This window comes from Mesobacillus sp. (assembly GCF_047739415.1).
In the GTDB taxonomy this organism is placed as follows: domain Bacteria; phylum Bacillota; class Bacilli; order Bacillales; family Cytobacillaceae; genus Mesobacillus.
Map to the genome: position 1 here is coordinate 13375 of NZ_JBIQOE010000008.1, position 12914 is coordinate 26288.

Consider the following 12914-nt stretch of genomic DNA (forward strand, 5'->3'; position numbering starts at 1 on the left):
TCCCGAGAGCTATTTTATAATGGATAAATTGTTTTTGAAGAAAAAATTCGATTTACAAATTAAAAAAACATATCCAATATGGATGAAAAGTCATGTCAGCAAAAGTGTTTATTTCAATAAACAGAAAACGACACAAATTGCATTTTGGTTCTTTTATAGTAGGGGATATCCTAATTGAAAAGGAGATTTTGCTTTGAAATCTTATATCTCAGTAAAAGACCTTTTGCAAAGAAAGCACTTCGAAAATATTGAAGTTGTCGCTGGACATGATGGACTGGCCAGGATTGTTAAATGGGTTCATGTTGTTGATGTGACGAAAATCAGGAATCTATTGAATGGTGATGAACTGATTTTATCGACAGGTCTTGCCTGGAAGGAGGACAAGGTGTTATTCCTTTCGGTTGTTGAGCAGTTAATTGAATCGCAGGCGGCGGGGCTATGTATTGAAATAGGGACCTATACATCTTTTTTGCCGCAGGAAATCATTGACCTTGCCAACGAGCATCATTTCCCGATCATCCTCTTTAAGCAAGAGGTCCCGTTTGTCGAAATAACCCAAGATATCCATACTCTCCTTATCAATCACCAATATCAAATGATTTCAGACTTAGAAGGCTATTCACAGGCCTTGAATAAGAAGCTTTTAACGATTGAAGATCATAATGAAATCCTCACTTTTATCCATCAATATTTAAATATTCAAGTCGTCACAATCTTTGGCAATCATGAAATACAATTCACCCCGAAAGTAAGCGAGAAAGAAAAGGATGAACTATTAAACATCATTGATAATCATGCATTGGCTTCTCCCTCGCCATCAGTTGCAAGCATGCCCATTCAGCTCCTTGGTGACAGCAAAGCGGAGCTGATTATACTTTCCAGGGACAGGCAAATCACTGACTTTGACCAGCTGATTCTAGACCGGAGCGCTACGGCCCTTGCCCAGTTCCTGTTAAGAAAGCATTATGTTGAGGAAAAGAGGCACGCGGAAGAAACGGAGTGGCTAATGAGCTGGCTTGAGGGTGAGTATAGTGAGGAGTCCATTCAGGAATTTCTTGCTTATCATACACCTGCGGTTAAACCAAAGGGGGCTTTTGTCTGCTTGTGCAGGCTGGACCCATTTGAGCATTATTCCAACGTTGACTTAACTTATTTTAAGCTCTATACGAGGACGATTTTTGAGCAGCAGGGCTTCACTCTGTTTTCAATAGAAAAAAGAGATTATTTAATCTTTATTTTTCTCAATAAAAGAAACACTGGAACCTGGAAGCAGCGAATGAAAGAAGGAATCCAGAAACTGCTGCAAAATGAAACTAAAATCGCCAAAAATAAGTCCAGGCCAGTACTCGGAATCGGAAAGTATGTAGAAGAGTTAAAAAATATTCCTTTTAGTTACCAAACTGCCATGGAAACAATTCGGATCCAGAAACGCTGCAGCCAGCATGAGGGCAGTTACTTTTACGACGACTTACATATTTTCAGGCTCATTTCCCATCTCCACAAGCATCTGGATTTGAAGGAAATTATTGATGAATATCTAGAGCCGGTGATCAACTATGATCAAAAGTACAATGGAAAGCTGATGGAAACGCTGAAAACGTATTTAGCGTGCAATGGCTCTAAGCAGGAAACAGCGAAGCGCCTTTATGTTGTACGTCAAACACTATACCACCGAATTGAAAAACTGGAAAAACTGCTCGGTAAGGATTTTATGAACCATGAAAAGCGGCTCGCGATTGAATTCATGCTGCATTCATATGAATTCTTGCTGTCCTCCAAGCAGGTAAAAGGGGCCGAACAGGAATCATTATAGATTATGGCGGGTGGAACGATCCCTCCTTTTGTGGAACAGAGGTGATTTAATAAGATTCTTTTTGCAATAGGAGTTTTTCAGCTTTTAAAATGCCGATAGATCTTTCTATCGGTTCATTTTTTTATATGATGATTGGTTTTTGTGTAAATCCCTTTTTCATTATGTGCAATTTCCAGCCTCAGTTATTTTACATAATGTCTAATGAAAGCTTGTTGAAAATCAAAGATAATCTAATTATAGGAAAAGTTTTTTAAAAATTTAGAAAAAATAAAGGAGGCTTCGAAAGTATGACGGTGATTAAAAATGAAACGGCTGTTTTGAAGAACTATATCAATGGTGAATGGGTGGATGCCCAGAGTACCGGAACGCTTGACGTGCCGAACCCGGCAACAGGGGAGGTGCTTGCTGCGGTTCCTGTTTCTTCAAAAGCCGATGTAGAGCTTGCTGTAAGTGCTGCGAAGGAAGCGTTCAAAACGTGGAAGAATACTCCGGTGCCGAAAAGGGCGCGAATTTTATATAAATACCATCACCTGTTGACGGAAAACCATGAAAAGCTGGCCAAGCTGATCGTCAAGGAGAATGGAAAGGCCTTTAAGGAAGCACATGGAGAAGTCCAGCGGGGAATCGAATGTGTGGAGTTTGCGGCTGGTGCCCCGACATTAATGATGGGAGAGAGCCTATCCAATATCGCGGAGGATATCGACTCGGAAATGTTCCGTTACCCGCTTGGTGTTGTCGGTGGAATTACTCCATTCAATTTTCCAATGATGGTGCCGTTGTGGATGTTCCCGCTTGCGATTGCCTGTGGTAATACGTTTGTGCTGAAGCCGTCTGAACGGACGCCCCTATTAGCAAATGAATTGGTTGAACTGTTTACGGAAGCAGGTGCACCAAAAGGCGTACTGAATATTGTTCATGGCGCCCATGATGTCGTGAATGGATTGCTGGATCACGAAGATGTTAAGGCAATCTCATTTGTTGGCTCTCAGCCGGTTGCAAAGTATGTGTATGAAAGGGCCGCAGCTCAAGGAAAGCGTGTGCAGGCTTTATCCGGTGCAAAAAATCACCATATTGTCATGCCGGATGCCGATAAGGAAAAAGCGGTAAACCATATCATCAGCTCAGCTTATGGGAGTGCGGGGCAGCGCTGCATGGCGTGCAGTGCCGTCGTTGTGGTCGGGGATGGAGATCAGTTTGTCCAGGCGCTAAAACAGAAGGCAGACGAGCTGGTTATTGGAAATGGTCTGGATGAAGAGGTACTGCTTACACCGGTGATTAGGGACTCCCATCGTGAAAAGGTACTGGGATATATCGAAAAAGGTGTTGAAGAAGGAGCAACCTTGTTGCTGGATGGGCGGAATGAAATGGATGAGTTCAAGGATGGAACTTTCCTCGGGCCTACCATTTTTGATCATGTCACACCAGACATGAAGATCGCAAAGGATGAAATATTTGCACCGGTATTAAGCTTGCTGAGAGCGGAGGATTTGGATGAAGCACTTGAGTATATTCGAAAATCCCGTTTCGGAAATGGTGCGACCATTTATTCGAAGGATGCAAAAGCCATACGACAGTTCCGAGAAGAAGCAGACGCAGGAATGCTGGGAGTCAATGTTGGCGTTCCGGCAACAATGGCCTTCTTCCCATTCTCCGGCTGGAAGGATTCCTTCTACGGAGACCTTCACGTGAACGGCAAAGATGGGGTCAACTTCTATACGCGTAAAAAAATGATTACTTCCCGGTTTGATTATTAAGGACACATCGATATTTAGAGCTTAGGAGGAGGGCAGGCATGACAAAGATTAAGCAAGGTGAAGATTTTCTGACGAAAGACCGCGATTATATCTGGCATTCCATGAAGCCTTACAGCCCCGATAGTACCCTGATTGCCGAGAAGGCAGAAGGCTCATGGGTGACAGATCATAAAGGCAAAAGATATCTGGACGGTATGGCTGGCCTGTGGTGTGTGAATGTTGGTTATGGAAGGACAGAGCTTGCGGATGCTGCTTACAAGCAGCTAAAGCAAATGGCTTATTTTCCGCTGAGCCAGAGCCATATTCCCGCGATTAAACTCGCTGAAAAACTGAATGAGCTCCTTGGTGAAGAATATGTCATCTTCTTTTCGAATAGTGGATCGGAAGCGAATGAGACTGCATTTAAGCTGGTAAGGCAGTATCACCAGCAAAATGGTGAACATGGCAGGTACAAATTTATTTCCCGCTACCGGGCTTATCATGGGAATTCGATGGGATCCCTGGCAGCCACTGGCCAGGCCCAACGAAAATATAAATACGAACCACTAGCTCCTGGATTCCTGCATGTAGCACCGCCGGATTTGTACCGTGGTGCTGACAAGAAGGACACGGAAGCTGCTGAACTAGAGTCTGTCAAGGATATAGACCGAGTGATGACATGGGAGCTGGGCGAGACGATTGCAGGTGTCATCATGGAGCCGATCATCACTGGGGGCGGTGTCATCGTTCCGCCGGATCAGTATATGAAGGGTGTTAAAGAGGTTTGTGAAAAGCATGGTGCCCTGTTGATAGCTGACGAGGTCATTTGCGGATTCGGCAGGACAGGGAAACCTTTTGGGTTCATGAATTACGGAGTCAAACCGGATATCATCACGATGGCAAAAGGAATCACCAGTGCTTACCTGCCATTGTCCGCCACAGCGGTTCGCAAGGATATCTACGAAGCTTTTAAAGGATCAGAGGAATACGATTACTTCCGCCATGTAAACACATTTGGAGGGAACCCGGCGGCATGTGCCCTGGCTTTGAAGAACCTCGAAATCATGGAAAAAGAACAGCTTTTTGATCGTTCAAGCGAGTTAGGCGCCTATTTAAAGCAAAGCCTTGCTGATAAGCTGAAGGATCACCCGCTTGTGGGAGATGTGAGAGGAAAGGGACTGCTCGTCGGGATCGAGCTGGTCAGTGATAAGGATTCGAAGGAACCGCTCGGAACAGAGCTTGTTAACAAAGTCATTGGCGGCTGTAAGGAAAAGGGTCTGATAATTGGCAAAAACGGCGCCACGGTAGCCGGTTACAATAATGTATTGACCCTTGCTCCGCCACTGAATATCGAAATGAAAGATCTTGATTTTATCATACAGACACTGACTGAAGAGCTGAAATCGATTTTGTAAAAATATCACCTATGGCACTCGTAATCCCTTTAGGATTACGGGTGTTTTGCACAATTTACTTTTTTACCAGAAAGGTAGATGGACAATGAGAATTGGTGTACCTAAAGAGGTCAAGAATAACGAGAACAGGGTTGCCCTAACACCAGCCGGAGTGATGCAGTTGACCCAGCACCAGCATCAGGTTGTCATTGAAACAGGAGCGGGTCATAATTCAGGTTTTATCGATGAGCTCTATATTGAGGCTGGTGCAGTAATTGCTGATTCGGCTGCAGAAGTCTGGAAAAGTGAAATGGTCATCAAGGTCAAAGAGCCGACACCAGAAGAGTACCAATATTTTTACGACGGATTGATTCTGTTTACGTATTTGCACCTTGCAGCTGACAGGGCGCTGACCAAAGCATTGATCGACAACAATGTAGTGGCTGTCGCCTATGAAACGGTCCAGCTGCCGAATCGCACTTTGCCGCTCCTGACGCCTATGAGTGAGGTTGCGGGAAGGATGGCGACACAAATTGGAGCCTCCTTTCTTGAGAAGTCACGTGGTGGAAAAGGTATTTTGCTCGGAGGGGTCCCCGGGGTTAATAGAGGCAAGGTCACGATCATTGGCGGCGGAGTTGTCGGAACGAATGCCGCAAAGATTGCACTTGGGCTCGGGGCGAGAGTCTCCATTCTTGATGTAAGTCCCGACCGGCTTCGTGAATTGGACGACATTTTTGGCAACAGCATCACGACGTTAATGTCCAGTCCATACACGATTGCCGATACCGTTGCGGAATCTGACCTGGTTATTGGAGCTGTTCTTATTCCAGGGGCAAAGGCACCGAAACTCGTAACTGAAGAAATGGTGTGCCTGATGCAGGAAGGCTCCGTCATTGTCGATGTAGCCATTGATCAGGGAGGGATTTTTGAAACAGCCACCCACGTGACCACCCATGACCATCCAACCTATGTCAAACATGGCGTTGTCCATTATGCAGTTGGGAATATGCCCGGAGCGGTCCCGCGGACATCGACGATCGCTCTCACCAATGTGACCGTTCCTTACATCCTGCAAATCGCCGACAAAGGCTATGAGCGGGCATTTGAAGATAATGAAGCTTTACGCAAAGGACTGAACATCATTAACGGAAAAATTGTTTATGAGGAAGTGGCCAAGGCCCATCAAATGACAGTGATATAAAAAACAAAGGCGAAGGTTCCGATAATTAGTCTCTGTTAAAGTATATGACCTTCTAATTTTTTGATCTTCCACGTAAACTTAGGAACTCACTTGCTTGTGGGAAAATTATTCTCTCAATCGCGACGGATATTCGCACGCTAAATAGCGATAATCTCACAATGTAAGCCTGTAATCTCTCAAACATTTTCGGAATCGCACAAAAATGAAGCATAATTGCGAAGTCTTCTGATATATGGAAAAACGAGAGTGAAATTTGGAAATATGAAAAACTTTCTTTAAGGAGGGGATTTTTACATGGAACTGCAAACTTTAACCATCAACAAACAGCGGTTGGAACAGCGGATCAATGAGCTTGCAGAAATCGGGAAAATTGGCGAGACAGGCGTCTGCCGGCTGAGTTTATCGAAAGAGGACCGGCAGGGAGTAGAAAAGGTGAAGGGCTGGATGGAAGAAGCAGGACTGACAGCGAGAATTGATCACTTCGGCAATTTGATCGGCCGGCTTGAAGGTGAAAATCCAGAGGCGCCCATTTTAATGCTTGGATCCCATATTGATTCACAGCCCTATGGAGGAAGGTTTGATGGCGTCATCGGAGTACTTGGCGCGCTGGAAGCCGCACAAACGATGAAGGAGAACAACATTGTGTCTAGAATGCCGATTGAGGTGGTCGCTTTTAGCGATGAGGAGGGCTGTCGGTTTAATAAAGGATTGTTCGGGGTCAGGGGAATCCTTGGCAAGCTTGAAGAGGGTGAACTGGAGCGGACGGACAAGGATGGGATTACACGGCGCCAGGCGCTAATCGAATTTGGCTGTGATCCTGACAAGCTGAAGGAATCTGAATATCCAGAGGGAAGCATTGCTGCGTTTCTGGAAATGCACATTGAACAGGGGCCTGTACTTGAGAAGAACAACTTGCCGGTTGGCATTGTCACCGGAATTTCGGGTCCTCTATGGCTGACGGTGGAGTTGGAGGGTTTTGCTGGACATGCCGGTTCCGTTCCTATGCCAATGAGGCAGGATGCGCTCGTAGGGGCGGCAAAAGTCATCGTTGCCCTTAATGAACTGGCCAGCGAAGATCCGGACGCCCCTACGGTTGGAACTGTTGGAAGTCTGAAAATCTTTCCTGATTCCCGCAATATTATCCCTGAAAAAGTGACGTTCACAGTAGATTTAAGAGATATCGATATTAATAGAAGGCACCGGATCGAAGAAAGATTAAGAACACAAATTTCCGAGATTACCGAGCAGCACGGTTTATTGTGCAAGATTTCGGAGGATACGAACAGTGAGCCGCGCTACTGCTCCCAGGAAATCATGAACGTCATGAGGGAGGAAAGCAGTAAGATCGGTCTCGATACGATGGAGCTGATGAGCGGTCCGTTCCATGATTCGCTCGCCATGTCATATGTATGCGATTATGGGATGATTTTTGTCCGCTGCCAGGATGGAATCAGCCATAATCCAAAAGAGTTTTCAACCTTTGAGGACATATCACTGGGTGCTGAATTGCTTTATCAAACAGCTGTAAGGATGGCCGAAGAAAATTAAATGATAGAGTAGATGAAACAAGTTGAGCAAAAAGAGATTTAACACGTTGTATATCGTGGTTGCACTAATTCAGCTTTGAAGAGAAGTTCAATCATGATGTTAACTGGTATTATCTATGAATTAAAAAACTGTTTGCTAGGAGTCTCTCTGCCAAAAGTAAAAATGATGGAATTAGCACATACTAAGAGTCCATCATGATAAGGATATTTTTGACATAGTACGTGTACATTAAAGTAACGAACCGTGAAGGAGTCTTCTTATTATAGAAGTCTTCTTTTTTTGAGAATCTACTAGAAAATCGATTGATAAGTTATGGGATCCATTCTAAAGGCCAATTTAACTTGATTTGTAATTAAAAATTTATCGTTTTTTAGTGGGAAATTTAACTGTATTTTGCCTTTACTTTGGACTAGTTTTGTATTTTAATTGTTATATAGTTTAGAATATTATTATTATTCTAAAAATAAAGGGGGATAAGAGAATGAGAAAGCATTTTAGAAGAATCGCTCAGTTTACAGCTTTATCAAGCCTGCTATTGGTGTCGGCTTGTGGGGGTGCCCAATCGTCTGGGGAAAAGGAAGCAAACGGGGCAGGAAAAGTAACAGCTGATATTGGAGTCATATCCTATATCAGCGGACCGGGAGCGGCGTATGGTGAAGCTATTACCAACGGACTCAAGCTAGCAAACGAAGAAATCAATAAAAAGGGAGAGGTAGAAATCAACCTTGTCATTGAGGATTCAGCAGGCAAGCAGGATCAGGCATTAACCGCTGCCCAGAAATTGATGAATTCCAAAAATGTCACGGCTATTATTGGACCGACTCTAAGTACAGAGATGAACGTAGTTGGTCCTGAAGCGGATCTAAACGGGGTGCCAATTATGGGAACATCTACTACTGCTGAAGGGATTCCGCAAATCGGTGAATATGTATTCCGAAACTCGCTTCCTGAAGCATTGGCTATTCCAGCATCGATCGATAAAGCGATTGAAAAATATGACGCTAAAAAAGTAGCAATCTTATATGGAAATGATGATGTGTTTACGAAGTCGGGTTTCGATACTATGAAAAAGGCAGCTGAAGAGAAGGGGCTTGAAATCTTGACCATTGAAACCTTCCAAAAAGGCCAATCTGACTATAATGCACAATTAACGAAGATTAAAGGTCTGAAACCTGATCTGATCCTGGCTTCAGCTCTTTATAACGAAGGTGCAGTCATTATGGACCAGGCACGCAAATTGGGGATCGATGTTCCGTTTGTCGGCGGTAATGGCTTCAACTCTCCTGAAGTGATCAAAATTGCCGGTGATGCTGCCAACGGCTTGATTGTGGCAACTCCCTGGTATGGTGATAAAGACGATCAGAAAATCCAGGACTTCGTGAAAAAATATGAAGAAAAATATGGCAAAAAGCCTGACCAGTTTGCTGCACAGGCGTATGACGCTCTCTATATCATGGCTGAAGCGTTAAAGAATGCCGGAGAAGCAGACCGGGATGCGGTTCGAGACGCATTAGCGGAAACAAAAGATTTTCAGGGAATTCTTGGAAGCTTCTCCTTTGATAAGGACGGAGATGTTGTAATGGAGCCTACTGTTCTTATAATTGACGAAGGCAAGTTCAAGGTGTTTGAATAGTCAGACCCGCGATCCATCAGCGGATTACTCCGCTGATGGAAATTTCTTTTAAATAAAGAATCAGAAGGTGAGATGCCATGTTAATCGAACAGTTAATCAACGGAATTACCCTGGGCAGCATATATGCCATTGTGGCACTAGGCTTTACACTCGTTTTCGGGGTGCTGGGCATCATAAATATGGCCCATGGTGAAATTTTTATGTTTGGAGCTTTCATTGGTGTTATTGTAACTTCCACTTTCAAAGGACCTCTATGGCTTGCTTTCGCAGCAGCTGTTTTGGTGACTGGGATTATGGGTTATTTGCTGGAGCGCTTTGCGTTAAGGCCTCTCAGAAATAAACAGGGAGTTTCACACCTTGCCCCTTTAATCAGTACCATTGGTGTTTCCATCCTGCTTGAAAACTTATCCCATCACTTATTTGGGGCAGGAAACCATCCGTTCAATAATACTTTTGCGGAAATCAGCTTCCAGATTGGATCGATTACAGTGTATCTGGTGCAAATTGTCATTTTTATGATTTCTGTTATTTTAATGTACACACTATCGTATTGGCTAGGGAAAACAAAAGCTGGCAAAGCACTAAGGGCAACTGCAGAGAACCTTGAAACGGCCAGTCTTCTAGGAGTCGATACGAAAAAGACAATCACCATGACCGTGATTATCGCTTCGGCTATGGGGGGAATTGCAGGAATCCTTGTCGGAATGGCATTTAACTCGGTCACCCCTCAAATGGGCTTGTCTATAGGCTTAAAGGGGCTCGCTATAATCATTCTCGGTGGAATGGGGAATGTCAAGGGTGCGATGGCAGGCGGCCTGATCCTTGGATTGGCGGAAACCTTCATTGTGGTGTATGGAAACTCGGGCTACCGAGATGCGATTGCGTTTGTGGCAATCATTGTCATACTCCTTGTTAGGCCGCAAGGATTATTCGGCCAAAAAATTTCGGCATAAGAAGGTGAACCAATGCTTGGAGAACTTATCAATCCATACTATTTACAGGTCGCTTCATTTATTTTGATCAATGTCATACTAGGTATAAGCATTTATATAACACTTTCTACAGGCCAGCTTTCACTTGCAAATGCAGGGTTCATGGGAATAGGTGCTTATACTTCGGCGCTTCTGACGCTAAACTTCGATTTTCCAATCTTGATTGGAATTTTAGCAGGGACACTTATGGCTGGATTGTTCGGCATTATTATCGGCATTCCGACTCTGAGGCTACAGGGGGTTTATTTGGCCATCGTGACTCTTGGTTTTGGAGAAGTCCTCCGTGTTGTTTTAGTAAACTGGGAGTCTTTGACCAAGGGATCGATTGGTTTATCTGGCATTCCCCATCTTGGACGCGAAATCCTGAGAAATTTTAAGGAATTTGGTTTCGACCCGAAGGTTATGGGATTGCAAAACAACCAATTCATTTTTTTGATGGTTTTTCTGCTCTTATTGTTTATTGTAATTGGGGTTATATGGTTTTTCAGAAGACAATCCCGCTCTCGGGTTGGTCGGGCATTTGCTGCCATCAAACTGGATGAAAAGGCAGCTGAATCTATGGGCATCAACATCACTTACTATAAGGTTCTTGCTTTTACACAGGGAGCTTTGCTTTCAGGGTTTGCCGGGGCCTTGTATGCCCACGTGCTAGCCTATATCAGTCCGGCTGACTTTGCTTACCACAGGGCAGTTGAGATTTTGATTTTTGCTGTGTTCGGTGGCAGCGAGGTCATTTGGGGGCCGGTATTTGGAGCATTATTCTTAACAGTAATGCCTGAGGTCCTTCGTTTTATCAGTGAGTATCGTTATATGATTTACGGTTTGATCATCCTCGTGATGATGGCAGTCCGTCCTCAGGGACTCATTGACGTTCATCTTCTAAACTGGCTGAAGTTGAAAACGAAGAAAAGGGGGAAAGAGCATGGTACTGCAAATCAAAAAAGTGCATAAAAATTTTGGCGGAATCAGCGCAGTTTCCGATGTCTCCTTTTCAATCAACAAAGGTGAAATCTTCGGGCTGATCGGCCCGAATGGAGCAGGAAAAACGACGATGTTCAATTTAGTTACCTCAATGTTTCCGTTAACTTCAGGCGAGATTGTTTTTAACGGGGAAAATATCAGCGGACTCAAGCCACACCTTACCACAAAAAAGGGGATATGCCGTACGTTTCAAAATATCCGCCTGTTCCCTCAGATGACAGCTCAAGAAAACGTCATGGTAGGGGAGCATTGTCGGAGCAAGTCGGGCGTTTTCAGCAGTGTCTTCAGAACAAAAGCACAACGTCAGGAAGAGGAGCACATTCGCAGCAGAGCGAATGAATTGCTCGAATTTGTCGGCCTGGCTGGATATGGCGAGAATTTAGCAGACAGCCTGGCTTACGGACAGCAAAGAAGGCTGGAAATTGCCAGAGCGCTGGCAAGTGATCCGCAATTGCTGCTGCTTGATGAACCGGCAGCTGGGATGAACGAAACAGAAACAAGCAGTTTGTTTGAGCTGATAAAAAAAATCCAGGCTAAAGGGGTTACTGTCCTGTTGATCGAACATGATATGCCGCTGGTGATGAATTTGTGTGACAGGATTGCAGTGCTTAACTTTGGCAGGAAAATTGCCGAGGGCAGTCCTGCTGAGATACAGAATAACCCTGATGTCATCGAGGCATACCTCGGCAGTGAGGAGGATGAACTATATGCTTAAGGTTCAGGGGATTTCTACTTCCTATGGAAAAATCAATGTGTTAAAAAATATTAGTCTTGAGGTTGAGGAAGGCAGTATTGTTACCATTCTCGGAGCAAATGGTGCAGGAAAATCGACCACGATGAAAACGATTTGCGGCCTTTTAAAGCCGCAGGAGGGAAAGGTTGAATTTTTTGGAGAGAATGTAACAGGAAGGAGGCCGGATCAGCTGGTGCGAACAGGAATCGCACTTGTGCCTGAAGGAAGGCAAATTCTTTCCGGTATGACCGTGCTAGAAAATCTTGAAATGGGTGCCTATCATCGAAAGGATAATGAAATTAAACACGATATCGAAAAAGTGATGGAGAGATTCCCAATTCTTAAGGAAAGGCATCAGCAATTGGGAGGTACTCTCTCTGGAGGACAACAGCAAATGCTTGCCATCGCGAGGGCGCTCTTGAGCAGGCCTAAACTTTTATTACTTGATGAACCTTCAATGGGCCTTGCACCACTTGTTGTAGCCGACATTTTCAAAATCATCAAGGAGATCAACGAAGCAGGGACAACCGTTCTCCTAGTGGAGCAGAATGCGAGACAGGCTCTCCGTGTATCTGACTATGGTTATGTTCTTGAAACAGGGAAAATTATCGCAGAAGGAAAATCCAATGATCTTTTGACGGACCCAAGAATCATGGAGGCATACCTAGGGCGGAAATCAAGTTAACGGAACTTCGCTGCTAATCACAGATTGTGGTGAAGTGGGGGGACGTACTCTGTGCTTCTTTTGGAAGCAATAGGTACGTCCCTAAGCTTGCTGAATTGTTTATTGATAGAGTAAAGAATGTAAGACGTTTGAAGTTCCTTTTTACCGAAGACCTTTAAATTATATCCTAACAAAAAATGTTGGTGGTTCCTGTTCTAAGGC

10 protein-coding genes are annotated in these 12914 nt (G+C 44.3%); all 10 read left to right on the plus strand.

Annotation, left to right across the window (positions count from 1 at the left end; genetic code table 11):
• Positions 1-193 precede the first annotated feature (193 nt).
• The 10 genes from ACH0QE_RS00505 to ACH0QE_RS00550 all read left to right on the plus strand — a co-directional run bounded on the left by ACH0QE_RS00505 (position 194) and on the right by ACH0QE_RS00550 (position 12713).
• Positions 194-1813, plus strand: a complete 1620-nt coding sequence (locus ACH0QE_RS00505; protein ID WP_415798798.1) for a PucR family transcriptional regulator — start codon at positions 194-196, stop codon at positions 1811-1813.
• 287 nt (positions 1814-2100) lie between these two features.
• Entirely contained in the window at positions 2101-3567 is a 1467-nt protein-coding gene (locus tag ACH0QE_RS00510) for a CoA-acylating methylmalonate-semialdehyde dehydrogenase (protein WP_415798799.1), read from the plus strand.
• A 38-nt stretch (positions 3568-3605) separates the two neighbouring features.
• Entirely contained in the window at positions 3606-4961 is a 1356-nt protein-coding gene (locus ACH0QE_RS00515; protein ID WP_415798800.1) for an aspartate aminotransferase family protein, read from the plus strand.
• 85 nt (positions 4962-5046) lie between these two features.
• Entirely contained in the window at positions 5047-6141 is a 1095-nt protein-coding gene (ald, locus tag ACH0QE_RS00520; RefSeq protein ID WP_415798801.1) for an alanine dehydrogenase, read from the plus strand.
• 294 nt (positions 6142-6435) lie between these two features.
• Positions 6436-7689, plus strand: coding sequence for a M20 family metallo-hydrolase (locus ACH0QE_RS00525; protein WP_415798802.1), 1254 nt, complete (start codon positions 6436-6438; stop codon positions 7687-7689).
• Between the two features lie 481 nt (positions 7690-8170).
• Complete coding sequence (locus ACH0QE_RS00530) at positions 8171-9322, plus strand: ABC transporter substrate-binding protein (RefSeq protein ID WP_415798803.1); 1152 nt, start codon at positions 8171-8173, stop codon at positions 9320-9322.
• Between the two features lie 77 nt (positions 9323-9399).
• A complete protein-coding gene (locus tag ACH0QE_RS00535) occupies positions 9400-10275 on the plus strand; it encodes a branched-chain amino acid ABC transporter permease (protein WP_415798804.1) in 876 nt (291 codons plus the stop codon).
• 12 nt (positions 10276-10287) lie between these two features.
• A complete protein-coding gene (locus ACH0QE_RS00540; protein WP_415798805.1) occupies positions 10288-11265 on the plus strand; it encodes a branched-chain amino acid ABC transporter permease in 978 nt (325 codons plus the stop codon).
• Complete coding sequence (locus tag ACH0QE_RS00545) at positions 11237-12010, plus strand: ABC transporter ATP-binding protein (protein WP_415798806.1); 774 nt, start codon at positions 11237-11239, stop codon at positions 12008-12010. The genes ACH0QE_RS00540 and ACH0QE_RS00545 overlap by 29 nt, the downstream gene beginning before the upstream one ends.
• Positions 12003-12713: an ABC transporter ATP-binding protein gene (locus ACH0QE_RS00550; protein WP_415798807.1), complete on the plus strand. Its 711-nt coding sequence runs from the start codon at positions 12003-12005 to the stop codon at positions 12711-12713. Before ACH0QE_RS00545 ends, ACH0QE_RS00550 begins: the two co-directional genes overlap by 8 nt.
• The last annotated feature ends 201 nt before the right edge of the window (positions 12714-12914 follow it).

Coding starts and splice junctions, on each gene's coding strand:
- ACH0QE_RS00510 (WP_415798799.1), top strand. CDS start 2,101: ATGACGGTGATTAAAAATGAAACGGCTGTTTTGAAGAACTATATCAAT.
- ACH0QE_RS00515 (WP_415798800.1), top strand. CDS start 3,606: ATGACAAAGATTAAGCAAGGTGAAGATTTTCTGACGAAAGACCGCGAT.
- ald (WP_415798801.1), top strand. CDS start 5,047: ATGAGAATTGGTGTACCTAAAGAGGTCAAGAATAACGAGAACAGGGTT.
- ACH0QE_RS00525 (WP_415798802.1), top strand. CDS start 6,436: ATGGAACTGCAAACTTTAACCATCAACAAACAGCGGTTGGAACAGCGG.
- ACH0QE_RS00530 (WP_415798803.1), top strand. CDS start 8,171: ATGAGAAAGCATTTTAGAAGAATCGCTCAGTTTACAGCTTTATCAAGC.
- ACH0QE_RS00535 (WP_415798804.1), top strand. CDS start 9,400: ATGTTAATCGAACAGTTAATCAACGGAATTACCCTGGGCAGCATATAT.
- ACH0QE_RS00540 (WP_415798805.1), top strand. CDS start 10,288: ATGCTTGGAGAACTTATCAATCCATACTATTTACAGGTCGCTTCATTT.
- ACH0QE_RS00545 (WP_415798806.1), top strand. CDS start 11,237: ATGGTACTGCAAATCAAAAAAGTGCATAAAAATTTTGGCGGAATCAGC.
- ACH0QE_RS00550 (WP_415798807.1), top strand. CDS start 12,003: ATGCTTAAGGTTCAGGGGATTTCTACTTCCTATGGAAAAATCAATGTG.